General features: G+C 67.6%; 21 protein-coding genes. 14 read left to right on the top strand and 7 right to left on the bottom strand.

Features of this window, described 5'->3' with window-relative positions; all coding sequences use genetic code 11:
• Positions 1 to 50 precede the first annotated feature (50 nt).
• Positions 51 to 743, top strand: coding sequence for a response regulator transcription factor (locus tag EV647_RS22530; protein ID WP_134005878.1), 693 nt, complete (start codon positions 51 to 53; stop codon positions 741 to 743).
• On the top strand, positions 740 to 1,993 hold the full coding sequence (locus EV647_RS22535) for a cell wall metabolism sensor histidine kinase WalK (RefSeq protein WP_134005880.1): 1,254 nt from the start codon (positions 740 to 742) through the stop codon (positions 1,991 to 1,993). The genes EV647_RS22530 and EV647_RS22535 overlap by 4 nt, the downstream gene beginning before the upstream one ends.
• 24 nt (positions 1,994 to 2,017) lie before the next feature.
• Here EV647_RS22535 and EV647_RS43415 read toward each other — a convergent pair whose 3' ends face one another.
• Positions 2,018 to 2,143 (bottom strand): hypothetical protein, encoded by a 126-nt coding sequence (locus tag EV647_RS43415; protein WP_255517879.1) that lies wholly within the window; start codon positions 2,141 to 2,143, stop codon positions 2,018 to 2,020.
• Between the two features lie 145 nt (positions 2,144 to 2,288).
• On the opposite strand from EV647_RS43415, the gene ligD (EV647_RS22540) reads away from it, so the two are divergent.
• From ligD (EV647_RS22540) to EV647_RS22575, 8 genes are all read left to right on the top strand, one after another.
• Positions 2,289 to 3,209 (top strand): non-homologous end-joining DNA ligase, encoded by a 921-nt coding sequence (gene ligD / locus EV647_RS22540; protein ID WP_134005882.1) that lies wholly within the window; start codon positions 2,289 to 2,291, stop codon positions 3,207 to 3,209.
• Positions 3,206 to 4,096, top strand: coding sequence for a non-homologous end-joining DNA ligase (gene ligD, locus EV647_RS22545; RefSeq protein ID WP_134005884.1), 891 nt, complete (start codon positions 3,206 to 3,208; stop codon positions 4,094 to 4,096). The genes ligD (EV647_RS22540) and ligD (EV647_RS22545) overlap by 4 nt, the downstream gene beginning before the upstream one ends.
• An 85-nt stretch (positions 4,097 to 4,181) precedes the next feature.
• Positions 4,182 to 5,381: an ROK family transcriptional regulator gene (locus EV647_RS22550; RefSeq protein WP_134005886.1), complete on the top strand. Its 1,200-nt coding sequence runs from the start codon at positions 4,182 to 4,184 to the stop codon at positions 5,379 to 5,381.
• The gene (locus tag EV647_RS22555; protein ID WP_238177339.1) at positions 5,378 to 6,316 is read left to right on the top strand and encodes a carbohydrate ABC transporter permease; all 939 of its coding nucleotides are present in this window, start codon (positions 5,378 to 5,380) and stop codon (positions 6,314 to 6,316) included. The genes EV647_RS22550 and EV647_RS22555 overlap by 4 nt, the downstream gene beginning before the upstream one ends.
• Positions 6,309 to 7,112: a carbohydrate ABC transporter permease gene (locus EV647_RS22560; protein ID WP_134005888.1), complete on the top strand. Its 804-nt coding sequence runs from the start codon at positions 6,309 to 6,311 to the stop codon at positions 7,110 to 7,112. The genes EV647_RS22555 and EV647_RS22560 overlap by 8 nt, the downstream gene beginning before the upstream one ends.
• 11 nt (positions 7,113 to 7,123) lie before the next feature.
• Positions 7,124 to 8,383, top strand: coding sequence for a sugar ABC transporter substrate-binding protein (locus tag EV647_RS22565; protein ID WP_134005890.1), 1,260 nt, complete (start codon positions 7,124 to 7,126; stop codon positions 8,381 to 8,383).
• Positions 8,384 to 8,385: 2 nt separating this feature from the next.
• Positions 8,386 to 9,501, top strand: a complete 1,116-nt coding sequence (locus EV647_RS22570; RefSeq protein ID WP_238177340.1) for a glycoside hydrolase family 15 protein — start codon at positions 8,386 to 8,388, stop codon at positions 9,499 to 9,501.
• Positions 9,498 to 11,660 carry a TIM-barrel domain-containing protein gene (locus EV647_RS22575; RefSeq protein ID WP_134005893.1) on the top strand — a complete coding sequence of 721 codons (2,163 nt, stop codon included), beginning with the start codon at positions 9,498 to 9,500 and terminating at the stop codon, positions 11,658 to 11,660. The genes EV647_RS22570 and EV647_RS22575 overlap by 4 nt, the downstream gene beginning before the upstream one ends.
• Positions 11,661 to 11,664: 4 nt before the next feature.
• Here EV647_RS22575 and EV647_RS22580 read toward each other — a convergent pair whose 3' ends face one another.
• On the bottom strand, positions 11,665 to 12,717 hold the full coding sequence (locus EV647_RS22580) for a Gfo/Idh/MocA family protein (RefSeq protein ID WP_202871274.1): 1,053 nt from the start codon (positions 12,715 to 12,717) through the stop codon (positions 11,665 to 11,667).
• A 114-nt stretch (positions 12,718 to 12,831) separates the two neighbouring features.
• Here EV647_RS22580 and EV647_RS22585 point away from each other — a divergent pair, with 114 nt between their 5' ends.
• Positions 12,832 to 13,839 (top strand): LacI family DNA-binding transcriptional regulator, encoded by a 1,008-nt coding sequence (locus tag EV647_RS22585; protein WP_134005897.1) that lies wholly within the window; start codon positions 12,832 to 12,834, stop codon positions 13,837 to 13,839.
• Between the two features lie 32 nt (positions 13,840 to 13,871).
• Here EV647_RS22585 and EV647_RS22590 read toward each other — a convergent pair whose 3' ends face one another.
• From EV647_RS22590 to EV647_RS22600, 3 genes are read right to left on the bottom strand one after another with little or no spacing between them, the layout of a single operon-like run.
• A complete protein-coding gene (locus tag EV647_RS22590) occupies positions 13,872 to 14,222 on the bottom strand; it encodes a helix-turn-helix transcriptional regulator (protein ID WP_134005899.1) in 351 nt (116 codons plus the stop codon).
• Positions 14,219 to 14,665 (bottom strand): SRPBCC domain-containing protein, encoded by a 447-nt coding sequence (locus EV647_RS22595; protein WP_134005901.1) that lies wholly within the window; start codon positions 14,663 to 14,665, stop codon positions 14,219 to 14,221. The genes EV647_RS22590 and EV647_RS22595 overlap by 4 nt, the downstream gene beginning before the upstream one ends.
• Complete coding sequence (locus tag EV647_RS22600) at positions 14,662 to 16,020, bottom strand: MFS transporter (RefSeq protein ID WP_134005903.1); 1,359 nt, start codon at positions 16,018 to 16,020, stop codon at positions 14,662 to 14,664. Before EV647_RS22600 ends, EV647_RS22595 begins: the two co-directional genes overlap by 4 nt.
• A gap of 265 nt (positions 16,021 to 16,285) precedes the next feature.
• On the opposite strand from EV647_RS22600, the gene EV647_RS22605 reads away from it, so the two are divergent.
• Both EV647_RS22605 and EV647_RS22610 read left to right on the top strand, forming a co-directional pair.
• The gene (locus EV647_RS22605; RefSeq protein WP_134005905.1) at positions 16,286 to 18,046 is read left to right on the top strand and encodes a glycosyl hydrolase family 28 protein; all 1,761 of its coding nucleotides are present in this window, start codon (positions 16,286 to 16,288) and stop codon (positions 18,044 to 18,046) included.
• 38 nt (positions 18,047 to 18,084) lie between these two features.
• Complete coding sequence (locus EV647_RS22610; RefSeq protein ID WP_134005907.1) at positions 18,085 to 19,305, top strand: alginate lyase family protein; 1,221 nt, start codon at positions 18,085 to 18,087, stop codon at positions 19,303 to 19,305.
• On the opposite strand, the gene EV647_RS22615 is transcribed toward EV647_RS22610, so the two are convergent.
• Together EV647_RS22615 and EV647_RS22620 are read right to left on the bottom strand one after the other, a co-directional pair.
• On the bottom strand, positions 19,293 to 22,643 hold the full coding sequence (locus EV647_RS22615; RefSeq protein ID WP_134005909.1) for an alginate lyase family protein: 3,351 nt from the start codon (positions 22,641 to 22,643) through the stop codon (positions 19,293 to 19,295). The genes EV647_RS22610 and EV647_RS22615 overlap by 13 nt on opposite strands.
• A 110-nt stretch (positions 22,644 to 22,753) precedes the next feature.
• Entirely contained in the window at positions 22,754 to 22,963 is a 210-nt protein-coding gene (locus EV647_RS22620) for a hypothetical protein (protein ID WP_134005911.1), read from the bottom strand.
• A 466-nt stretch (positions 22,964 to 23,429) separates the two neighbouring features.
• Between EV647_RS22620 and EV647_RS22625 the strand changes: the two genes are divergently transcribed.
• On the top strand, positions 23,430 to 25,559 hold the full coding sequence (locus EV647_RS22625; RefSeq protein ID WP_238177341.1) for an HNH endonuclease signature motif containing protein: 2,130 nt from the start codon (positions 23,430 to 23,432) through the stop codon (positions 25,557 to 25,559).
• Positions 25,560 to 25,854 lie beyond the last annotated feature (295 nt).

The following is a 25,854-nucleotide window of genomic DNA, read 5'->3' on the forward strand; positions in this document are numbered from 1 at the left end:
CGGCGAAAGCGCACACCGTCCGCGCGAGGGTCCCCGGCTACCTTGGTTGCGTGCGACTACTAGTGGTGGAGGACGAGGAAGGCCTGGTCAGCGCGCTGCGCTCGGGACTCGGCCGGGCCGGGTACGCCGTCGACGCGGCCACCACCGGCGCCGAGGCGATCGAGAAGCTCGCGACCACGCCGTACGACCTGGCGATCCTGGACATCACGCTGCCCGACACCAGCGGTCTGGACCTGTGCCGCGCGGTCCGCCGCGGCGAGATCGAGGTGGCCTCCGGACGGGAGCTGCGGGTGCTGATGCTGACCGCGCGCGCCTCGCTGGCGGACCGGGTCCGCGGGCTCGACGAAGGCGCCGACGACTACCTGACCAAGCCGTTCGCCCTCGTCGAGCTGCTCGCCCGGATCCGCGCCCTCCTCCGCCGCGACATCACCAACGGCACGACCCAGCTGCACGTCGGCGATCTCGTCCTGGACTCGTCCCGCCACCTCGCGACCCGGGCCGGACAGGAGCTTCCGCTGACGCTCAAGGAGTTCGGCATCCTGCGGTACCTGATGTCGCGCCCCGGGCATGTCATCTCGGCCGAGGAGCTGCTCGAGCACGTGTGGGACGAGAACGCGGACCCGTTCACCCAGACCGTCCGCGTGACCGTCGGCACCCTGCGCCGCAAGCTCGCGCGCGAGGGCGAGGAACCGATTCTCGAAACCGTGATCGGCCGCGGCTACCGCCTCAGGGGTGACACATGAAGCTTCCGCTCTGGGCGCAGACGATCCGCTTCCGCCTGACGCTCACCTATTCCGCCGTACTGATCGCGTTGTCCGCGCTCCTGCTCGGCGGCGTGTACGTCGCCCTCTCGCAGATCCTCGAGCCGAAGCCGCTGAACTCGATCGAGGTCAAGAAGTACTACAAGGACGCGCAGGGCGAGTTCCACCTCAAGCCTGGGCAGGTGATCCAGGCTGCCGAGCTCTCGAGTGTGCAGGCCGCGGTGAACTACCAGACGCTCCAAACGTTGCGGAACTACTCCGCGGCCGGCATGGGCGCGCTGTTCCTGGTCAGTCTCGGCACCGGCTGGTGGCTGTCGGGTCGCGCGCTGCGTCCGGTACGGCGGATCACGGCGACCGCGCAGGAGATCTCCGCGACCGATCTGTCCCGCCGGATCGCCCTCGAAGGACCGCGCGACGAACTGCGCAACCTGGCCGACACCGTCGACGGCATGCTCGGCCGGCTCGAGACGGCGTTCCTGACCCAGCGCCAGCTCGTCGACGACGCCTCCCACGAGCTCCGGAACCCGCTTGCCGTGATCCAGGCGAACGTCGACGCCGTCCTCGCGCACGACGACACCCCACCGGACGACCGCGCCCAGGCGACCGCGATCGTCGGCCGCGCGATCCAGCGGATGACCCGGCTCGTCGAGGATCTTCTCGCCTCCGCCCGCCGGTCGTCACCGGCCTTCGTCGACGCCGACGTGGACCTCGCGACGATCGCGGGCGAGGCGGCCGAGGAGTACGAACTGCTGGCGGCCGATCGCGAGTTGCACGTCGTACGACGCCTCTCGCCGGGCCCCATCGCCGCCGGAGACGCGTCGGCGCTGCGGCGCGCGGTCGACAACCTGCTCTCGAACGCGGTCCGCCTCGCCCGCGGCGGCAGCGAACTCGTCCTCGCGGTCGGCAGCCGCAACGGCTGGGCCTGGATCGCGGTCCGCGACGAGGGCCCCGGCATCGCGCCCGACGACGCCGACCGCGTCTTCGACCGCTTCTACCGCGCCGGCCAGCAACAACCGCCGGCCACCGTCGCATCCACAGGCCAGCGCCGAGCCGGCCTGGGTCTCGCCATCGTCCGCCAGATCGCCGAATCCCACGGCGGCACCGTCACCCTCCACTCCGAACTGGGCATCGGCACCACCTTCGTCATCTGGCTGCCCGAACGCTCCCTCACCAGCACGACCCGCCGCTCCCCCACCCCACCCGACGAAGACCCCCTGGGCCCCCGCCGCTAAGCCTGCCCGCACTGCCGAGAACGGTCAGTAGCCGCCGCCACCACCTCCGCTGCCGCCGCCGTACAGGATCGCCAGTACGACAAGCGCGATCACGACCAGCGTGAGCACCACGATCCACGCGACTCTCTTCCGCGCCTGAGCCGTCACCATGTGACACCTCCCACAGAGCAGTACCACCCGGTGCCCCCACCGCCCGTCCTCCAACCCCTCGACGCATGCGACAAGGCCCACTGGGCACCAGAACGTGGTGGCAGACCGTAAAGGGCTGGAGCCTCCTCCAGGGTGGGTGTCGCCGATGCTGGCGACGTTGACCGGGGAACGGTTCTCGGATCCGGGGTGGATCTACGAGCGAAAACTCGACGGCGTGCGGTGCCTTGTCCATCGGACCGGCGACCGGGTGTCGCTGTACTCGCGGAACCGCCACGAGCTGAACAACAGCTATCCGGAACTGGTCGACGCCCTCACCGCGCAGCAGGGCGACTTCGTCCTGGACGGCGAGATCGTCGCGTTCGCGGGCCACGCCACGAGTTTCGCCCGGTTGCAGCAACGGATGCAGGTGAACGATCCCGAGGCCGCGCGCCGCAGCAACGTCGCCGTCTACCTGTACCTGTTCGACGTCCTGCGACAGGACGGCCAGGACCTGACCGGCGTCGAACTCCGCGAGCGCAAGGCCATACTCCGCAAGCTCCTCACGTACGCCGATCCGCTCCGCTACACCGCGCACCGCAATCGCGACGGCGTCGCCTACTGGGAACACGCGTGCCGCCAGGGCTGGGAAGGCGTGATCGCCAAGCGGGCGGACTCGCCGTACGCCAACGGCCGTTCGAAGGACTGGCTGAAGTTCAAATGCGTCACCGCGCAGGAGTTCGTGATCGGCGGCTTCACCGACCCGCAGGGCAGCCGATCCGGCTTCGGCGCCCTGCTCGTCGGGTACTACGAGAGCGGCGAACTCCGGTACGCCGGGAAGGTCGGCACCGGCTACGACCAGCACACCCTCGACGAGCTCGGCCGCGAACTCGCCGCCCTGGAACAGGACGAACCGGCGTTTGCCAAGGGCAACCTCCCGCGGTCCCGGGTGCACTGGGTGAAGCCCCGTCTGGTCGGCCAGATCGCGTTCTCCGAATGGACCCGCGACGGCCGGCTCCGGCACCCGAGGTTCCAGGGACTCCGCGACGACAAGTCCGCACACGAAGTGATCCGGGAGCGTGCCCGATGAAGATCGGTCGGCGAACAGTCAACCTGAGCAACACCGACAAGGTCCTCTTCCCCGACGACGGTCTGACCAAGGGCGACCTCGTCGAGTACTACGAGACCGTCGGGCCGCACATGACGCCGTACCTGCGAGGCCGGCCCCTGTCGCTGGAGCGATATCCCGACGGTATCGACGCCCAGCAGATCTTCCACCAGAACGCACCGCAGTACTTCCCGGACTGGATCGAGACCGCGCCGATGGACCGGGTCGACGGCAGCGGCCAGGTCTCGCACGCGATCGCACGGGACACCGCAACCCTCGTGTACCTGGCCAACCAGGCCTGCATCACGCCGCACTCCTGGCTGTCCCGCGCGGATCGCCCCGACAATCCCGACCAACTGATCTTCGACCTCGACCCGCCCGACGGGTTCGAGGCGGCCCGCCGCGGAGCGCTCGACCTGCGAGCACTGCTCGACGACCTCGGCCTGCCCACGGTCGTCAAGACCACCGGAGGCAAGGGACTGCACGTCCACGTCCCACTCGACCGTACGGCGGACTTCGACACGGTCCGGGCGTTCGCGCGCGATGTCGCCGGCGTGCTCGTCGCACGCGATCCGAAGCACTACACGATCGAACAGCGCAAGGCAGCGCGCAAGGGCCGCCTGTACCTGGACATCATGCGCAACGCCTACGGTCAGACCGCAGTACCGCCGTACGCCGTCCGCGCCCGGCCAGGCGCCCCGGTCGCCACACCACTCGACTGGAGCGAACTCGACGACCCGAAGTTGCGCACCGACCACCACACCCTGCGCACCGTGCCGCACCGCCTGGACCACGACGGCGACCCCTGGCCACGCCTCCGCGGCCGCTCCCTCACCAAACCACGAAAACGCCTGGAACAAGCCGCCTGACCCGCCCTCGGCCTCTTGACAGCGTGACGCAACTGGGCTTAATTTCTCACTAAATTTAGTGCTGAAGTAAGTCGGAGGAGCGTCTGTGAGCGGTCAGAGTTCCCGCAGTGACGTGGTGCCGTCCGGCATCGTGACCCTGCTCGGTACCCGCGGGCCCACCTCGCGGACGGCGATCGCCCGCAGCCTCGGGCTCAGCCCGGCGACGGTCACCCAGGTGACCAAGGATCTGATCGCCCGCGGGATCGTCGAGGAACTCGAGTCAGTGCCGTCGAACGGCGGCCGGCCCGCCCGGCTGCTCGGCCTGGCGAGCCGGACCGGTGTCGCGCTCGGCGCGAAGGTGACCGCCGACCATGTCGCCGTGGTGACGGTCGAGCTCGACGGGAGCGTGCGCTCGTCCGGCTCGCACGACTTCGACCCGGCCGCGGCCGGCGCGCTCGACCGGCTCGGCCGGATCCTGACCGAGGAGGTCGCCGGGCTCGACGACCTGTTGCTCGGCGTCGGCGTCGGCGTCCCCGGGTCGGTGGACTCGCAGGCGTCCGGCATCGTCGACGCGCCGACACTCGGGTGGCGGGCCGCGCAGGTCGGACCGATCCTGCGACAGGCCGTCGGTACGCCGGTGCTCGTCGACAACGACGTGAACACGCTGGCCGCGGCCGAGCGGCTGTACGGGATCGGCCGCGAGCATTCGTCGTACCTGGTGGTCACGATCGGCCGCGGGATCGGCTGCGCGATCGTGGTGGACGGCGGGATCTACCGCGGCGGCAACGGTGGTGCCGGCGAGATCGGTCACATCCCCGTGTGGTGCACCGGCGGCGAGCAGCCGCCGTGCACCTGCGGCTCGACCGGGTGCCTGGAGGCCTACATCGGCGCGGCGGGGCTGATCCGCACGGCGCGCGGCCGAGGAGTGCTGGGACCCCGCGGAACACCGACCGGCCTGTTGCGGGCGGCAACCAACGGGGACGAGGGCGCGCGGGCGATCTACGCCGAGGCGGGCGATCTGCTCGGCCGGGCCCTGGCCGGTGTCATCCACACCGTCGATCCGGAGGTCGTCGTACTGCTGGGCGAAGGGGTCGACGGATGGGAGTTCTGGCAGCCCGGGTTCGAGCCGTCCTTCCGGCGGTCGTTGCTGCCGGCCCGCAAAGGCGTACCGGTGATGGTCGAGCCGTGGACGGAGGACCAGTGGGCCCGCGGCGCGGCCTCGCTCGTGCTCGCGTCGCCCTTCGACTCGGCGGGGAACGGCGGCGAGCAGAGCCGTCTCGTCCGCGCCCGGATGGGAGCGTCGTGAGTACGCCGACGCTCACCCGGCCCAAGTCTCAGCAGGTTGAGCGACCAACCACGACACATCGTTCGACGGGTTGGAAGAAGCTGGGCTGGGCGCTGTTCTTCCTGCTGCCCAGCGCGATCCCGCTGTTCGTCTTCACGCTCGTGCCGATGGTGTCCAGCCTGTGGGTCAGCCTGCACAAGTGGAACCTGATCTCGCCGATGCAGTGGGTCGGGCTGGACAACTACACCAACCTCCTGACCGACCCGATGACCCGTCGCGTCTTCCTGCACACGCTGATCTACGTCGCCGGCTATCTGCCGCTCGTGTACGCCGGCGGTCTCGGGCTGGCGCTGGTACTCAACCAGCGGCTCAAGGGGCGCGCGTTCCTGCGAGCGACGTACTTCCTGCCGGTCGTGACGAGCTGGGTCGTCGTCGCGCTGGTGTGGAAATGGCTGCTCAATCCCGCGAACGGCCTCGTCAACCAGGTGCTCGGCTTCTTCGGCGTACCGGGTCCCGGCTGGTGGACCGATCCGCACTGGGCGTTGCCGGCGGTGATCCTGTCCTCGGCCTGGAAGGACCTCGGGTTCGTGATGGTGATCCTGCTCGCCGGACTGCAGGCGATCCCTTCGGACGTCCGCGAAGCAGCGTTGGTGGACGGGGCGAACGCGTGCCAGCGCTTCTGGCGGATCACCCTGCCGCTGCTGTCGCCGTCGACCTTCTTCGTGGTCGTGATCTCGCTGATCAACGGCTTCCAGGTCTTCGACCAGGTGTACGTGATGACCGGCGGCGGCCCGTCCGGCTCGAGTCAGGTGGTCGTCGGACAGATCTACGACCTGACCTTCCGGTACGGGCGGGCCGGTGAGGCGTCGGCACTGTCGTGGATCCTGTTCGCGGTGATCCTGGTGATCACGGCGTTCCAGATCCGCGGCCAGCGGCGGTGGGTGCACTATGCGTAGGCTCTGGCTGTACGCCGCCGTCCTGGCCGGCGCGGCGATCATGCTCTTCCCCTTCCTGTGGACCGTGATCACCTCGATCACGCCCGAGGGATCGCTCGCCGACGGGCCGACGCTGATCGTCGACAACCCGACGCTGGACGCCTACCGCACGCTGCTGGACGCGGTGCCGATCTGGCGGATCCTGGTGAACTCGCTGCTGATCGCGATCGCCTCCACCCTTTTCCAGTTGGTCACCGGGTCGATGGCGGCGTACGGATTCGCCCGGCTGCACTTCCCGTTGAAGAACGTGATCTTCGGCTGCTACCTGGCAACGCTGATGGTGCCGTTGCAGGTGCTGGTCGTTCCGTTGTTCATCGAGATGAAGACGCTGAACCTGCAGGACACGTACTTCGCGCTGCTCGCCCCGACGATCGCGTCCGCCTTCGGAGTGTTCCTGCTCCGGCAGGCGGTCACCGCCGTACCGGCCGAACTGGACGAGGCGGCCACCATCGACGGCGCCGGCCACCTGCGGATCTTCACCACCATCGTGCTGCCGCTGATCCGGCCGGCACTCGCGACAGTCGCCGTGTTCGCGTTCATGGGTAGCTGGAACAGCTTCCTCTGGCCGCTCGTGGTGATCCGGTCGCCGGAGTTCATGACCCTGCCGCTCGGCCTGTCCACGGTGCAGGGCCAGTTCACCACCCAGTGGGACGTCGTGATGGCGGGCTCCGTCGTCTCGATCGTGCCGATCGCCGTCGTCTACCTGCTCGCGCAGCGCCACATCATCGCCGGTGTCGCACACACCGGCATCAAGTGAGAGGAACACCCATGCGCCTACTCAAGTTCGCGGCCGTCTCAGCACTGAGCCTGACCGCCGCGCTCGCGCTGACCGCCTGCGGGCAGGGATCCGCGACCAAAGAGGCCGCCGCACCCGACGGCAAGTCGGTCGTGCGGTACATGAACTTCTCGTCCAACGACGGGCACGAGAAGGATCTGACCGCGATCGTCAACGCCTTCCAGACGGCCAACCCGGACATCACGGTCCAGGTCGAGACCGTGCCGTACGCCGACTACTTCACGAAACTGCAGACCGCGGTCGCTGGTGGCACCGCGGCCGACGCCTTCGAGCTCAACTACGAGAACTTCGTCACGTACGCGAGCAACGGCTCGCTGGCCGAGCTGAAGAACGTCGACTCGTCGGCGTACAAGAAGACGTTGTACGACGCGTTCAACTCCGGCGGCAAGCAGTACGGCGTACCTGAGTCCTTCTCCAACGTCGTGCTGTTCTACAACAAGGCGATGTTCAAGCAGGCCGGCGTCGCCGAGCCCACGGCCGACTGGACCTGGAAGGACGAGCAGGCCGCGGCCGCCAAGCTGACGAACAAGGCGACCAAGACCTGGGGCGACTACCAGCCGGTGTCGTACAACGAGTTCTACAAGGTGCTCGCGCAGAACGGCGGTGAGTTCCTGAACGCGGACCGGACCGAGGCCACCTTCAACTCGCCGCAGGGCGTCGAGGCCGCGAAGTTCCTGGTCGGCAAGGTGGGCAAGACGATGCCGACCGAGGCCGACGGAGTCGGTACGCCGGACTTCGACTCCAAGCTGTTCAAGTCCGGGAAGCTCGCGATGTGGCACACCGGCATCTGGATGTTCTCGGCGCTCAACGGCGTGAAGTTCGACTGGGACGTCGCTGTCGAGCCGGGCAACACGCAGAAGGCCTCCGCGATGTTCGCGAACGGGCTCGTGGTGAACGCCGCGTCCAAGAACGCCGACGCGGCGCAGAAGTGGATCACCTATCTGGCCTCGTCCGACGAGACGACCAAGACGCGGCTCGCGTCGTCCTGGGAACTGCCCCCGGTCGCCGACGAGACCAAGCTGAAGAGCTACCTCGACCAGCCGAAGCCTGCCAACCGTGAGGTCGTGTTCACCGCGCTCGAGGCGCCGGTGCTCCCGCCGGTGATCGAACGGCAGCAGGAGATGCAGGATGCGGTCACCCAGGAACTGACGGCGGCGGCCGCCGGCCGGAAGACCGTCGAGAAGGCGCTGGCGGACGCCCAGTCCAAGGTGAACGGTCTGCTGAAGAAGTGATCGTGTCGAAGGTAGATCTCACCAGGCTGCGTGCGCTGGCCCACCACAGCCACGCGGTCATCACCGAGCACCAGGACGCCGGCGGCGCGTACCCGGCCGCGCCGACGTTCTCGGCGTACAAGGGGTACGCGTGGCTGCGGGACGGGTCGTTCACCGCGGAGGGAATATCACGGTACGGCGATGTCGCGTCAGCCGACCGGTTTCACGACTGGGCGGATCGGGTGTTGCGGGGCCGGCGAACACAGGTCGACGACCTGTGCGCTGCGGCGGCCAGAGGTGAGCGACCAGCCGACTCCACGATGCTCCCGACGCGGTTCACGTTCGACGGCGCCGACGGGTCGGATCCTTGGTGGGACTTCCAGACCGACGGCTACGGGATGTGGCTGTGGTCGGTCGTGAGCCACGCGCACCGGCACGGACTCGACCTCGAGCGGTGGCGCGGTGGGATCGACGTCGCCGTCGACTACCTGGTCGCGTTCTGGGCCCGGCCTTGTTACGACTGGTGGGAGGAACACGTCGAACAGCGGCACGTGTCCACACTGGGTGCGATCCATGGCGGGCTGACGGCCATCGCGCCGTACACCTCCGTCCCGGTCCTGGAAGTTGCCGAGCGCATCCGTTCGCTGGTCGATGCCGAAGGCACTCGGGACGGCCATCTGACCAAGTGGCTGGGATCGTCGGCGGTCGACGGCTCGCTGCCGGCGTGCGTCGTACCGTTCGGGCTGGTGACGGGCGATGTCGGCGCGGCCACACTGGCCGCGGTCGCCCGGGACCTGGATGTCGACGGCGGCGTGCACCGGTTCAGGGCCGACGTGTTCTACGGCGGTGGGCAGTGGATCCTGCTGTCCGCACTGCTCGGGTGGAACCTCGCGGCCGCCGGTGACACCGCCGGCGCCTGGCGGCACCTCCGCTGGATCGCGGACCAGGCGTCGCCCGAGGGTGACCTTCCCGAGCAGGTCGCCCACCATCTGTTGCACCCCGGCGCGCGCGACGAGTGGATCGCGCGCTGGGGCACCGTGGCCAGCCCGTTGCTCTGGTCACACGGCATGTACCTGATCCTCGCCGACGAACTCGGCATCCTTCCGAAGAACACATCCTCCGCGAGAAGGCCTGAATGATCACGCATCGCCCCCACGGCATCGAGCACCCGTACGCCACCTCACCCGACCAACGCGTCCCCGTCCTCCCGCTGGCCGGTGAGCCGATCCGTCTCGGCGTCGTGGCCTCCCCCGGCATCACGTCCGTCGTCTGCGAGTGGGGTACGACGACACTCGAGATGGCTCCTGCGCGCGCCACCGCGGCCGATGCGGCGGCCCTCGCCGGCGGCGAAGGACATCTCAGCGAGGCGCAGGCGAAGTCGTTGGGTTCCGACGACGGGTGGTCGGTGGTCACACCGCCGGTCCTGGAGCCGGTGCGCTACCGCTTCCGGGCGGGTGGCGAGACCACCGAGTGGTTCGAGCTCGCGCCGGCCAGCTGGGTGCCTGACCGTGGTGAGGTCCGCGGTGGCGGCGATCGTGTGCGCGGTGTCGAATGGCTGGTCTCGGCAGACAGTGTGCATCGGGCCAGGTTCGAGCTGCCGCTGCGGCCGGGCGATCACCTGGTCGGGTTCGGGGAACGGTACGACCACCTGGACCAGCGCGGGAAGCAACTCGACGCAGTGGTGTTCGAGCAGTACAAGGCCCAAGGAGCTCATGGGCGTACCTACCTGCCGATGCCGTTCGCGCATGTGGTGAACGGCGGTTGGGGATTCCACGTCCGGACGTCCCGGCGTACCTGGTTCTCGTCGGACGACCGGAGCCTCAAGGTCGAGGTCGCCCTGGGCGACGAACCGGTCGTCGACCTGGCCGTCTACGAGGGTTCGCCGACAGAGGTGCTCACGGCGTTCCTCGACGAGGTCGGGCGGGCCGAGGAGCTGCCCGACTGGGTGTTCCGGTTGTGGGCCTCCGGCAACGAGTGGAACACCCAGGACCTGGTGATGGCGCGGATGGACGCACACCGGGACCTGGACATCCCGGTCGGCGCGGTGGTGATCGAAGCCTGGAGCGACGAGGAAGGCATCACGATCTGGCGCGACGCGCAGTACGACGTCACGACGGACGGCAGCGCGCACAAGGCGAGTGATTTCAACTACCCGGCTGACGGCGCGTGGCCCTCACCCAAGACGATGATCGACGAACTGCACGACCGCGACATCAAGGTGATCCTCTGGCAGATCCCCTTGCAGAAAAGCGAATTCAGCACCGGTCAGGTCGCGGCCGACGCCGACGCGATGATCCGCGAACGACACGCGGTACTCGAGGGGAACGGTACGGCGTACCACAATCGCGGCTGGTGGTTCCCGCAGGCGCTGATGCCGGACCTGTCCGTGCAGCGGACCCGCGACTGGTGGACGGAGAAGCGGCGCTATCTGGTCGAGGATCTCGATGTCGACGGGTTCAAGACCGACGGAGGCGAACACGCATGGGGCCACGACTTGCGCTACGCGGACGGCCGGCTCGGGGACGAGGGCAACAACCTGTTCCCGGTCCACTACGCCCGCGCGTTCGGTGACCTGCTCCGCTCGGCCGGCAAGGCGCCGGTGACGTTCTCCCGTGCGGGCTTCACCGGATCGCAGGCACACGGCATCTTCTGGGCGGGTGACGAGGACTCCACCTGGGAAGCGTTCCGCTCGTCGATCACCGCGGGCCTGACCGCCGCGTCCTGCGGCATCGTCTACTGGGGCTGGGATCTGGCCGGGTTCTCGGGCCCCGTCCCCGACGCCGAGCTCTACCTCCGGGCCACTGCCGCGTCGGCCTTCCTGCCGATCATGCAGTACCACTCCGAGTTCAACCACCACCGCCGCCCGCTCCGCGACCGTACGCCGTGGCACGTCGCCGAGACCACGGGTGACGACCGGATCGTCCCAGTCTTCCGCGCGTACGCCGTACTTCGGGAGAAGCTCGTTCCGTACCTGGCCGCGCAGGCCGCGCGAACGATCGCCACCGATCGCCCGCTGCTCCGGCCGCTCTTCTTCGACCACGCCGACGACCAGGCGATCTGGCGCCACCCGTACCAGTACCTCCTCGGCGACGACCTGCTGGTCAACCCGGTACTCGAACCCGGAGCCACCACATGGACGACGTACCTCCCGTCGGGCACCTGGTACGACGCCTGGACCGGCGGCTCCGTGCCGAGCGGCCGGGTGACCCGCGACGTACCGCTCGACACGATCCCGGTGTACAGCCGCACCCCCGGCTGGAACCTCACGCGAGGCGTCGTCCCCGAGGTGCCGAGCTGAACTGTTATCGGGCTGCGCCGCGGACGGTCGCGTTCTGCTGGGCGGTCAGGGCCAGTCGCATGGTTTCGAAGGTGTGCTCCTGCGGCGCGGCCGTCGTGGTTCGGTCCCGGACGTCACGCAGCACGTCCGCGTAGTAGGTCACCGGGACCTCCGAGCAATCGATGTAATGCGTGCCGTCCTTGTCCACCAGGAACAGGTGGTTGCCGCCGTCGCGGCCCGCAATATCGACGTACTTGCGCAGCTCGATGTAGCCCTCGGTGCCGAGCACGGTCAGCCGACCGTCGCCCCAGGTCGGCAACCCGTCGGGGGTGTACCAGTCGACCCGGATGTAGCCCTGGGCGTTGCCGCTGCGTAGGAGGAGCTCGCCGAAGTCCTGCAGACCCGGCTCGTCGGGGTTGGCGAAGTTCCCGACCGAGCTGGTCACCACCTCCGCGGTCCGTGCACCGGTGAACCAGAGGAACTGGTCGATCTGGTGCGAGGCGATATCGGTCAGAATGCCGCCGTACCGCGCCTTGTCGTAGAACCAGTCCGGGCGGCCGCCGCCACCGGCGAGATGACCGCGGTCGCCGATCCGGTGCGGTCCGATCCCGAGCGTCTGCACGACCGTGCCGATCCGGCCCTCGCGGACCAGCTCGCCGGCCTTGAGCACGCAGGGGACCTCGAACCGCTCGGAGAACGTCACCGACCAGAACCGGCCACTCTGGCCGACCGCCTTCTCGACCTCCTCCAGCTGCTCGAGGGTGACGCACCCGGGCTTGTCGGCCATCACGTCCTTGCCGGCCCGCAGCGCCGCGACCGCGATCGGCCCGCGCCGGTCCGGTACGGCGGCGGTCACGATCAGGTCGATCCCGTCCTGGGCGATCAGCTCGTCGGGATCCTCGATCACGGGTACGTCGGGATACCGCTCCCGCATCGTGCCCGCGACCGCTGCGGCCGGGTCGTCGGTTGCCATCCCGGCGAACGTCGCACCGGCCGCGATCAGGCCGGCGACCTGACCGAAGATGTGCGCGTGGTCGAGCCCGACGGCGGCGAATCTGATGGGCTGGCTGGAAGTCAAGAGCGCTCCAATAGAAAGTGATCGATCCACTTCTGAGTTGACAGCTAATCGGAGCCGGGATTTAGTGTCAAGACCTCCGACGGGCATTCATAATGGTTCGGAATAGAGGTGAACATGGCAGATTCGGCCCCCGAGCGGCCGGCGACCATCCACCAGGTAGCCAGCCTTGCCGGCGTGTCGCACACGACCGTGTCGCGGTACCTCCAGGACAAGGACAGCCTGAAGCCGAAGACCAGGATCAAGGTCGAGTACGCCGTCAAGACCCTCGACTACCGCCCCAACCTGGTGGCTCGATCCATGCGGACGCGGCACACGAACCGGCTCGCGATCGTGCTTGCGTCAGGTGAGCACTTTCCCGGACGGCTGCTCGCCGCGGCATCGCGAACGGCGCACGACGCCGGGTACCAGGTCGAGATCGTCAGCGTCGAGGGCGGAGCCCGCGAGCGTTCGGAACGGATCGACGAGCTGGCCAGATCCGGCCAGGTCGAAGGCATCCTGGCCCTCTCGCCGATCAGCCTCAAGGGCAAGAACGCGTACCGGGTCCCGATCGTCGAGAACGGCACCTACGACGACAAGTTGCACGGCCTGGCGGAGCTCGCCGACGCCGGCGAGATCCGCGAGATCATCGAGTACCTGGTCTCCTTGGGGCACCGGAGGTTCCTGCACGTCGCCGGCGCCCAGAACTTCGCCTCCGCCCGCAACCGCAAGAGCGTCTACCTCGAGACGATCGAACGCCTCGGACTCGAATCGGTCGGAGCCGTCGACGGTGACTGGTCGGCCCAGTCCGGTTTCGACGCGATCACCGCCCTGCCCGCCGACTGCGGCGTCACCGCGGTCGTGGCGGCGAACGACGTCGTCGCCATGGGCGTGATCCGCGGCGCGCTCTCCCGCGGCTGGAAGGTGCCCGACGACCTCAGCGTCTTCGGCTGGGACGACGAGGAAATCGGCCGCTTCGCGACCCCGTCGCTGTCGACCGTGGCCGTCGACCGCGAGGCCCAGGGCCGCGCCGCGATCCATCAACTCGTCGCCGAAATCCGCGGCGAACCGGCCCCGCGGCCGATGCCCCGGACCATCAACCACCTCGTCTACCGAGAATCAACCGCCCCACCACCCCGCCACTAGCCGGGCCCGACCGCGGCCAAAAGGTCAAAAGGTCAGGAGCCTTCGGCAGAACGCTCCGCGGCCTCGGCGGCCTCCTTGATGGTGGCCAGCCGCCGGTCCCAGTCGGCCGCGAGCGCAGACATCCACTGCGCCGTTGCGTTCAGCATCGCGGGCCGCACCGAGTACCGCACCTCCCGCCCGATCCGGCTGCCGGAGACGAGCCCGACGGCATCCAGCACCGAGAGATGCTTGACCACCGCCTGTCGCGAGACCGGCAGTCGCTCGGCGAGCGTCGTCGCGGTCGCTTCGCCCTGTACGGCGAGCAGATCCAGCAGCCGGCGGCGCGTCGGATCGGCCAATGCGGCCAGAACACCGTCGACAGCCTCGGTATCACTACTGGTCACACGGATGATTCTTCCGCGCGCTTCTTCAGAGCGTCCAGTTCCATCGGCCAACCGCCCGAGTTGTCCTTCACCGCCTGGTCGCGCAGATCCGCGGACCCGGACAGTGCCGCGAAGCCGCTTTCCACGACGCTGAGGCGCGTCTGGTCACCTTCGGACCTGAGCGTGAACTCGACGAGCGTGCTGTTGTCGTCCCGCAGCTCCTGTCCCGGGAACGCGCTCGCCCACCGATAGGCGAGGTACGTCGGCGGATCGACCTTCTCGACCCGCACCGGGAAGTCGCCGTACTCGGGGTTCTTCGCCAGCAGCGTCTCGCCTTCCCGGGCCACGGTTCCCGGCAGGGTCGCCTTGTCGGCAACCCAGAACCCAGGCTCCGCGACCAGCGACCACACCCGCTCCAGCGGCGCCGCAATCAGAACATCCCGCTCGATTCGATCGTTGCTCATCCCACGAACTCCTTGTCGTCATCATTGACCTGCAACCCCACGGTTGCAGGTATGTCGCGCCGGCGCAACCCGACCCACACGAGACCGGCGCTCACAACCGTCACGGCCACATTCAGGCACAGGGCGAGATGGATGCCGGTCAGCTCCAGCTCCTGGGTGGCCGCAATCGCACTCAGGACCGGGATACCGATCGAGATCGCCACCTGCTGAGTCATCGACGTCAGCCCCGTGGCCAGACCCTGCTCCTCGTCGGGCAGGCCCGACGTACCTGTCACCGTGTACGCGACGATCGAGGCCACGTGCCCGAAGAACCCGACGAACAAGGCAGGAACCAGGATCGCGAGTGCAGCCCGGTTCACACCGAGGAACATCAGCGGGAAGGTCGCCACGGCCTGCACCAGCATCGCCACCGTCAGAACTTTGCGTACGCCGAAGCGCCCGATCACCCGCCCGGCGATCACACCGGCCGCCACAGCAGCCAAACCCGGGATCCCGAAGATCAAGCCGGTGGCCAGCGGGGAGAACGCCAGGACGTGCTGCAGGTACAGCGTCATCAGGAAGATCATCCCGGTCTCCATCGCGAAGACCACGAGTCCGGCATAGTTGCCCCACTTCACCGTCGGCCGGCTGAGAATGCGCAGCGGGGCCAGTGGCGCGGAGGCCCGCAGTTCGATGGCCCAGAAGGCGGCAAGGAGCAGGACTCCGATCACCGCGGCGAGCAAGCTCTTCTCGACCACTGCGTAGATCACGGCCAAGAGACCGGCCGAGACGCTGGCCGCACCAGGCACGTCGAGTGCAACCCGCTGTGGTACGCGGCTCTCGCTGATCACAAACGGCGTACACACCAACACGAGTACCGCGACCGGAATGTTGATCCAGAACGCCGCCCGCCAACTCAAGAGGCTCACCAGCGTGCCGCCGACCAGTGCCCCGACAGTGAAGCCGCCGGAGAGTAGCGCACCGTTGATACCCAGGGCGCGTTCCCGTACGGCGCCTTCGGCGAACGTGGTGGTGAGAAGAGACATCGCCGCGGGCAGGGCGAGCGCAGTAGCCAGGCCCTGCAGCGCGCGGGCGGTCAACAGCAGCTCGGCACTCGTGGCTAGGCCGCCGAGAAGCGAGGCCACAGCCAGCACGACCATGCCCGCCATGAACAGCTTGCGGCGTCCGAACAGGTCGGCCACCCGGCCGAACAGCAACGCGAATCCCGCCGAAGGAAGCATGTAGGCAGCGGTGATCCACGGGAAGTCCGCGACCGCCATGCCGACGCCGGCACCGGTGTCCGGGAGCGCCACGTTCAGGATCGAGAAGTCGACGGACACCATGAATCCCGCCAGCAGAAGGACAGAGAGAACCATCCGCTGCCTGCTGGTGAAACGTAGCCGCGGCGGCGCTGTGTCGATAGTCAAGGACTGCTCCTCCATCAGATGGGCTCCGCTCCCGGGGAACGGAACGTGCAACCCCAGGATTGCACGTCACTCTCCCGACGCGCAACTGTGAAGTTGCGCCTGGAGTCGTCGCGGCAGAGCGAAATTTTCGTGGCAAGCGGTTGCTATTGATCGGCCCCGGTTCTCCGGACAAGGTTTCAGGGCCTTCCGCCGGAGATGCCCAAGGAGCTTGAAGATGACCGCAGACCTCACGCGCCGCCGCCTGCTCCAAGCAGCCGGCGCGACCGTTGCCGCCGGCTACGTCACGTCCGCAGCCGGGACCGCGACAGCCACGCCCGCACCCGCTCCACCGCTGGTCACCTACCCGATTCCCGCCGGGATAGCACTGGCGTCCACCTTCGAGGTCAAGGTCCGTACGGCGGCCGGCGCCTGGACCCCGGTGCCGACGTACTCGGTCAACCTCAAGCAGATCAACGCGACGACCGGCGCCGGCCAGGTGCTGAAGTCATCGATGGCGTACTTCGACTTCGCCGATTCGGTCGAGGTCCGGGTCAGATACAAGAAGGGCACCATCAATACCGCCCGGATCCGGCCACTGTCCCTGGGGATCGAGCCGGTCATCGACGACGAGAGCACGTTGCTCTTCACGCTCACCGAACCGAGCAAGATCGTGGTCGAGGTGAACGGCGAGATCTTCGACTGCCTGCACCTGCTCGCCCGCGCGATCGAGACCGACGTACCCTCCCCCGACGACCCGGACGTCATGTACTTCGGCCCCGGCGTGCACACGACCGCGACCGGTCAGTTGGAGGTTCCGAGCGGGAAGACGGTCTACCTGGCCGGCGGCGCCGTACTGAAGACCTCGGTGATCTTCAAGAACGTCACGAACGCCGGCCTGACCGGACGCGGTGTCATCTACGGCACCAACGGCGGCGGCTGCACCATCGTCAGCTCGAAGAACATCCGCGTCGACGGCATCTCGATGCTCGATCTGACGACCGGCTACGCGATCACCGCGGGGATGTCCGAACAGGTCGCGATCACCGACTTCGGCTACTTCAGCGCGGGCCAGTGGGGCGACGGGATCGACATCTTCTCCAGTAGCGACGTGTTGATCGACAACTCGTTCCTGCGCTGTTCCGACGACTGCATCGCGCTCTACACGCACCGCTGGGACTACTACGGCGACACCCGGAACATCACCATCTCCAACTCGAGCCTCTGGGCGGACGTCGCACACCCGATCAACATCGGCACCCACGGCAACACGGCCGATCCCGAGGTGCTGGAGAACATCACGATCAGCAACGTGGACGTCCTCGACCATCGCGAACCGCAGAAGTGGTACCAGGGAGCGATCGCGCTCAACCCCGGCGACAGCAACCTCGTCCGGAACGTGCGGATCGAGAACGTGCGGGTGGAGGACTTCCGCTGGGGTCAGTTCATCCATCTACGCGTTGCCTACAACAAGTCCTACAACACCTCGGCCGGCCGCGGCATCGAGGGCGTCTACGTCAAGAACCTGACCTACACGGGCAAGAACGCGGAGACCGCGATGATGCTCGGGTACGACGAGGCGCGCGGCATCAAGGACGTGACGTTCCAGAACCTCGTGGTCAACGGCACCGTGATGGCCTCGACCATGCGCAAGCCCGGGTGGTTCACGGTCGCCGACATGGTCAACATGCACGTCAACGAGCACGTGACCAATCTGCGCTGGCTGGACGCAGCCACCGCCCCCACAACAACGCCTCCAACGATCACGACCGCCGACAGCGGGAACCTCACCGCAGGCGTACCGGTTGTCCTCACGATCAGCGCAACCGGCTTCCCCACCGGTTTCGACGCCCAGAATCTGCCGACGGGACTCACCGTCGACAAGACGACCGGCGTCATCACCGGCGCCCCGACCAGCCCCGGCACGTACAACGCGAACCTGAGCGTCACCAACGTCGCCGGGACCATCACCAAGAGCCTCATCCTTACCGTGCGCTGAACGCCGGCGTACACACCACCGCCCCGAAGGAGAAGGACATGCACGAGAGGGAGATCGATCGACGTACTGTTCTGAAAGCCGCCGGAGGTGTGGCCGCTGCGGGAGTAGCGGCCATGGCCGGCGTCACCGCACTCGACCGGCGCGCGGACGCCGCACCGGCCACCTTCACCCACCCCGGAGCGCTGCACAACTGGGGCGACCTCAATCGGGCCAAGGTCCGGGTGGCGGCGGGCGATGATCCGTGGCTGTCCGGATGGAACCGCCTGACCGCCAACTCGCATGCGCAGTCCACCTGGACACCGAGGCCGCAGGCAACGATCATCCGCGGCGGCACCGGCGAGAACTACACCATCCTCTACAACGACATCCATGCCGCCTACCAGAACGCACTGCGCTGGTGGGTCCAGGGCTCGACCGCGCACGGCGACTGCGCGCGCAACATCCTCAACGCCTGGTCGGCCACCTTGACCACGGTCACCGGTAACGCGGACCGGTTCCTGGCGGCCGGCATCTACGGGTACCAGTTCGCGAATGTCGCCGAGCTCCTGCGCGGTTACCCGGGCTTCGACCTGGCGCGGTTCAAGACGATGATGCTCAACGTCTTCTATCCCATGAACAACTCGTTCCTGACCAACCACAACGACGCCTGCATCACGAACTACTGGGCCAACTGGGATCTGTGCACCATGAACTCGATCCTTGCCATCGGCATCCTCTGCGACGACGCCGCGAAGTACGACCAGGCCGTCAACTACTTCAAGAACGGCGCCGGCAACGGTTCGATCAAGCATGCGGTGCCGTTCGTGTACGACGACCAGGGCCTGGCGCAGTGGCAGGAGTCGGGACGCGACCAGGGCCACACCATGATGGGTATGGGCCAGATGGGGGCGTTCTGTGAGATGGCCTGGAACCAGGGTGACGACCTGTACGGGTACGACAACAACCGCTTCCTGAAGGCAGCGCAGTACGTCGCGAAGTACAACCTCGGCCAGGACGTGCCGTTCACGAAGTACACCTGGGGCACCGGCCAGAACTGTGCCTATCAGGAACACACTGTCATCTCCAGCGCGAGCCGCGGCCAACTCCGGCCGGTGTGGGAGATCCTGCACTTCCACTACACCAGGCGCAAGTACCTCTCGGTGCCCTACATCTCGGCGATGGCCGCTCAGGTCCGCCCCGAGGGCGGAGGCGGCGACTACGGCTCGACGAGCGGCGGCTTCGACCAGACCGGCTTCGGCACCCTGGCCTACGCCAAGTAGACCTCGTCGAAGACGGCGGTGCTGAGCGCGAACGGTGCGCCGGAGACAACGGCCAGACCTACGTAGTACGGCGCGGAGCCGAAGGTCTCGATCAGTCCCGGCGCACCGATCGGCGTCCAGCTCTGACCATCGCTGGAAACCTCGGCAGAAAACGTGTTCCCGGTACGCCGGATGCGCAGCCAGCCGGGCGCACCGGTACCGGGCGTCGTCACGAGGCCGGTCGCCACGCGGAGCCGCTGAACGAACTGTGGCGTCCCGCCGGCGAGCACCACCCCCGACAACTGGTCGAACGGTGACAGCGACTTGGTCATCAGTAGGCCCACCCGGGCGGCATCGCCCCGACTCACAACCCGCGCCGTGAGCGTGGCATCTCCGGTCACCGCCTGGTAGACGTACTGGGCCGTCATGCCCTGCCCGATCACGTTCAGATCCGAGCCGGCGCCCCGGACTGTGAACTGCCCCGTCGTGTCGCTGTAGCTGGTGATCCCCGGTGTCCGGATCGCGACAGCGCTGAAGTTCCCGAGCTGCCGCTCGTCCAGCACGTAGTCACCGATATCGGCGTACTGCCATGGCGCCGGCGGAGGTGCTCCAACAGTCAGCGTGACTTCCGCGGAGTCCGCGCCGGAGGCATTGCGCGCGGAGACACCCAACTTGGCCGTCCCGGCCCTGAGCGGCCTGCCGCTGATGACACCGGTCTTCCGGTCCAGGGAGAGACCGTCCGGGAGGCCGGTCACCGCGAAGTTGATCGGATCGTTGCTAGCGGCAACCCGGAAGCGGAACTCCGTGCCGGTGTTCGCGAACGCGGATCCGGCGCTCGTGATCGACGGCACTGCCGGCGTCTGCATTGTCGCCGTCAGCTTCGAGGAGTCGGACCCGGTCCCAGCGGCATTCGTCTTCGCAACCACGTAGTCGTAGCTCTCGCCCGGCACCGCCGTGACGTCCCGGTAGCGGGTCTCCACGCCGAACCCGATCGGCGCCACGCCGGAGGCGATCGCCCGATACGGCCCATCGGCGTGCCGCCGCTTGACGGTGTACGTCGCCGCCACGTCCAGATCGGACCACGCCAGCTCGATCGCACTGCCGGCGCTCCCGGCCCGCAGTTCACCCAGCGGTGCGGACGGGATCTCGCCCGACCAATCCTGAACGGTCACGTTGTCGAAGGCTGCTGTGGTCGACTCGGCGTACGGCGCGTCGACGCCGATCCCCGCGCAGACCGCGAGGCCCGCGTAGACGTCACGGCCGAGGTTGATCCGGGACGTGCCGACCTCGGTCCAGGTGCTGCCGTTCGGCGAGATGAGCCCGGTCAGGACGTCTCCCCTACGGACGAGCCTGACCCAGTACGGTCGCCGCAGCCGGTAGCCGTCGCTCGCCGCTTCGACGTACGGCGGCGGCAATGGGGTCGCGGACTGCGGCAGCGTTCCGAGATCGGAGATCGGAAAGCCCGCGTTGACGGTGATGCAGTGCTGTTGGGTCGGGGGTACGACGGTGCTGCCGGTCGCGACCGTGGAGACCCCGCCGGCGGGCCGTACCGTCCACACACCGCTCCAGGTGTGCAGCGGCAGCCCTTTGATCAGCATCGAGGCATGCGCCGAGGACGCCGACAGACTCTGCCGCATCATCACGCCGATGGTCGCGTACTGCGAACTCACCGGGTGCACCACCCGTGCGGTGATTACCCCGTCACCACGCAACGGCACGTAGACGAGCCGGAAACTGTCCTGCTCACCACCGATGTCCGTACCGCCTGCTTCGACGGTGAACCTTTCCCCGTCGAATCCTGTAGTGCCCGGAGCCGCCACCTGGCCGATGTCCTCCCTCACCCAAGGATCCGGGCGCGCGATCGTCACGGGCAGCGACTCACTGCTAGAGCCGGCTTGGTTCTCTGCCCGAACCTTGTAGGAGTACGTCGTCCGGCCGCGGGCGGAGGCATCGCTCCACGTCGTCGACCGGATGCCTTCGGCCACGACCGCGTAGTCACCCGCGCGGCCGGTCGCTCTGCTGATCGTGTAGCTACTCGCGGCCACGCCGCTGCGCGGTTCGACGGACTCCGCCCAGGTCAGCACGACGCCGGCGTCGTACCTCCGTGCCGACAAGCCGCTCGGAACGCCAGGTGCCGCGTCCGGCGCAGATCTGGCGACGACCGGACGGGCCTGAGTGAAGGTGCCCCAAGCGGGGTGGTCGTCGCTGTTCCCCTCGACGAAGCGCGTACCGCCGACGCCACGGAACACCACCCGTTCGACGTTCGGCGCGGACAGTCCGCGCCGACTGACGTAGTGGGCGTAGGCAAGTTCGTAGATCGGCTGGAACGCACCACGGTTGATCGTCGAGATCGCCCTCTTGAGGTACTTCCCGGTGCGGTCGAGGTCGACAACGAACGGCACGGAGTCGTCGCCCAAGTTGTAGCGAGCGGTGTACTCGAAGCCGTGGAGGATCCTGTTGTCCTGATGACCGAACAGGTCGATCCCCTGGTTCCAGGCGACCGCGGCACAGTTGGCGAGCAGGCCGAGCGCCAACTGCGCGTAGGACTGCGATCGGCCGCTCTCTTGTCCCTGACCGGTCGCCGACACGACGATGTGCTCGATGCGGCCGTTGCCCGCACCGGCCACGGCGTACCGCACCGCGTTCTCGAGCATTACCCGGTCGTCGCAGAACACGGCGATCGCCAGGATCGCCTGCAGAGCGGCGAGGTCCCAGTTGCCGTTGGCAAACAACGCGTTGCCGGACACGGCCGGGTACCAGACCTTGCGGAACGACTCCGCACACCGGAGGACAGCAGCAGGCGACCACCCGTCGTACCCGCTGTGCCTGAGGATCTCGGCGGCGTTCGCGAACTTGAAGACCTGCAGCCCGACGCCGAGTTGCCCGTCCGCACCGGTGATCGCGGTCAGACTGTTCGACCAAGCGTCAAGGATGTCCCGCGCCTTGTCCGCGTACCGCACGTCACCCGTGGCCGACCACATCAAAGCATTCTGATAGGCGGCGCCCGAGTCACTGACCGCCTCATTCATGAAGTTCGCCGGCCCACGACCCCAGGACGTGATCTGCCCGACGTTGCGGATCACATAGTCGTACGACGACCTGCTGTGCGCGGCCATCGCCAGGAAACCGTCGTACACCGGACCCACCCGATCGGCCACCCCCTGCCGCATTCGCTGCAAGTCATCCACATCGTGCAACAACCCTGGATGCCTGAATGCTGCCGGTGCCGGAGAACCGGTCGGTGCCGCGGTGGACGTTGCGGCGGATCCGAGCTGAGCCGCGAGCACCGAACCGCCGGAGGCGATCAGCAACGTCCGGCGGCTCACGGTCGACAACGAGGTGACATCGGGTTCCGGCATCTGCGCTTCTCCTCTGAACCGCTGGTTGAGCGGCCAAGCTAATGAGCGGCAGCCACAACCGGTCAACGGTTCGCGGGCGTCTCACCCGGACTGAAAGTTTCGCAACCCCCTCACACCTCGAGGACGTGCTCGGTCTCGGAGTTGACGACCATCCGGAGGATCGCGAACGGGTCGGTACGCGGCTGGTACAGCTCACCGTCACCCCTGACGAATTGCCCCCACAGAGCCAGCTGTCCAACCTCGCGTCGAGAATCGGCCTCGACCGCTCCTGCCAGGAAGCTCGGCGGGAACAGTGCCCGATATCCCGGAAGGTGGTACATCCACGAACCTGGCGGCCGTCGTCTTCGACCTCGTACCAGAAGCACCCGTGCTGCGCAGCACCCAGTGTTGCTCGGAGAGCAAGCCATGATCGGTGTGCCACCGCGGCTGGATCACCGTTGTGCACCGCTTCATCTATCGCATGCCGTCCATCGGAGTTCACCAGCGCTGCCGTGCTGGTCCAGTCATGCCATGCGGTGAGTCGATCAACGTCCGCGAGTTCGACGACACGCTCGCCCCAGAAGGCTTGCAAATCAAAGAAGGCCTTTGCGAAGTGCAGCGCCCGTGTGGTCACTCTCATGAGCGTCCTGCGGACCGCCTCACCACGCAACCGGATTTGGCGCCGCCGACTCCAACTCGGCTCGGGTGATGCTGGTGACATGGCGGTCGAACTTCGATGCACCGCCCATCAGGCATATCCCCCGACTTGCGCTTAAGGGAACACTTGTTCTAATATGAGGCATGGCGGTGACCGTTGAACCTCTGCACCCTGGCGACGCTGATCTCGCCGGGTTCGCCGCCACGCCACGCTGGATCACTGCTGCGGTCACGTGCTCGCCTTCAAACGCCGCGCTGATCCACGGCGAGCGCGATGCTGTGCTGGGGAAAGAGGTAACGCCTTCGCTGGATGCAGCGCAGGCGGCTTGGTTGGACACGGTAAGTCCTCCCGATGATCTGTATGACCCCGAGGACCCGCATCCTCCTCGGTTCCTGGGCGAGGAGGACTGGTACGACGACCTGCCGCCGATGTCGCGGGTCGACGGTTTGGAATGGGAGCTCTGGGCCGGGGTCGATCAGGACGAGGCCGAACGCGAAATGCTGCGCCTGAAAGCACCCGCCTGGGTCTTCCTGCCGCCCGGCGCCGAACTGGCCGCGGCACTTGAGTCCGTGCGACCGCAGTGCGAGTCACCGATCGCGTTGATCGAACTGATGAAGGCCGCGTCCCGGATGGTGTCGTGGTTGGAGTCGATCAAGGCCGACGCGATGGCCTCGTTCGTCCGCCAGCGCAAGGCCCAGGCAACAGAGATCCCCCGCCCCACCCAGGTCGACTCCTCCGGTCGCCCGATCGACCCCGAACGGTCCTGGGCCGCCGAGATAGGCGCCGCTCTGCACCTGTCCACCGACACCGCCGCCCGCCACATCGACACCGCCCTCCACCTGACCGGCCCACTCGCCGCCACCCACACCGCGCTGCGCTGCGGCGCCCTGACCTGGTCCAAGGCCCTGTCCATCTCCGAGGCCACCCGGCACCTGCCCGACGCCACAGCTCAAGCCGTCGAATCCCACGTCCTGCGCCGCGCCGCGTCCCAGACCCACACCAATCTGCGCAAGTCCCTCCGCAGACAAGTCGCCAAACACTGCGCCGCCGACGAGACCAACCGGCACCGTGAAGCGGTTCGAGACCGCACCTGCAAAATCGTGCCCCTGCCCGACGGCATGGCCGGCCTGTGGGTCGTCCACACCGCCGACAAGATCCAGCAAATGTGGGTCGTCGTCCAAGCCATGGCCGACCTCGCCAAACGAGGCACCCCCACAATCACCGCCGAGCCCACGCGTTCCGAAACCCCGTGTGCCGAACCTTCGACTGCCGAACCACCGACCGCCGAACCTTCGACTGCCGAACCACCGACCGCCGAACCTTCGACTGCGGAACCTTCGCCGCCTGTCGAACGATCGCGAGTCGAACCATCACGAGTCGAGCCATCGCCTGTCGCACCATCGCGAATCGAGCCATCGCCTGTCGAGCCATCGCGAATCGACCCATCGCCTGTCGGCTCCGGAATCGTCGCCTCAGGCAACCGTGGCCCCGGTCAGTCGCCTGGTAGGGCAGCCGATTCGGTCGCCGGCGTGACCGCTGAAGTGACGGCTGGTACGGCCGCTGGTGTGAAGTGCGACGTGACGACTGGTGCTGCAACTGGTGTGCAGTCCAACGCGACGGCTGGTGCGACCGTCGGCGAACCGATGCGAGACGATCGCACCGCCGAACAGCGGCGCGCCGATGCCATCGCCGACGTCTTCGAGCAAATGCTGCACAACGGCCTGGACTGGCTCGGCCGCCGACTACCCGACCAACACCGCCGACGACCCCACATCGAGGTCCTCGTCCCCATCACCACCCTCCTCGGCGTGGACGACGACCCCTGCGAACTCACCGGCTACGGACCCATCCCAGCCGAAATGGCCCGCCGCATCGCAACCGACGGCACCTGGCGACGACTCCTCACCGACCCCACCAACGGCACCGTCCTCGACGCATCCACCACCCGCCACGACCCCGGCACGGTCGTCACCGAAACCCTGCTCGCCCGCCACCCCGTCTGCGCCTGGCCCGGCTGCAACCGCACCTCACGCCAATGCGACCGCGACCACGCCACACCATTCAAACAATCCGGCCGGACAAACCTGACCGGGCTAGTGCCCTACTGCGAATACCACCACATCATCAAAGACACCCCAGCGTGGGAATGGAAAACGACCGCCCACCCCGACGGCTCCGTCACCCTCACCGCCCCCACCGGCCACCGCTACACAACAGTCCCGCCTGCCCGCGGCCCCATCACACAGGAGCAAGACACCCACGACCCGCCACCGTTCTGACGCGAGCAATGGGTCATAGCCGGACCCCGCCCCTACAGCCATCCCCTCGAAGCCTGCTCTCACACCGGACACGCCACCACGAAAGCAACGCCTCAAAGCCGAACCCCGCCCCTACAACCGCCCCCTCGAAACCTGCTCTCACACCGGACACGCCACCACGAAAGCAACGCCTCAAAGCCGAACCCCGCCCCTACAACCGCCCCCTCGAAACCTGCTCTCACACCGGACACGCCACCACGAAAGCAACGCCTCAAAGCCGAACCCCGCCCCTACAGCCATCCCCTCGAAACCTGCT

The organism is Kribbella sp. VKM Ac-2566, from assembly GCF_004366005.1.
In the GTDB taxonomy this organism is placed as follows: domain Bacteria; phylum Actinomycetota; class Actinomycetes; order Propionibacteriales; family Kribbellaceae; genus Kribbella; species Kribbella pratensis.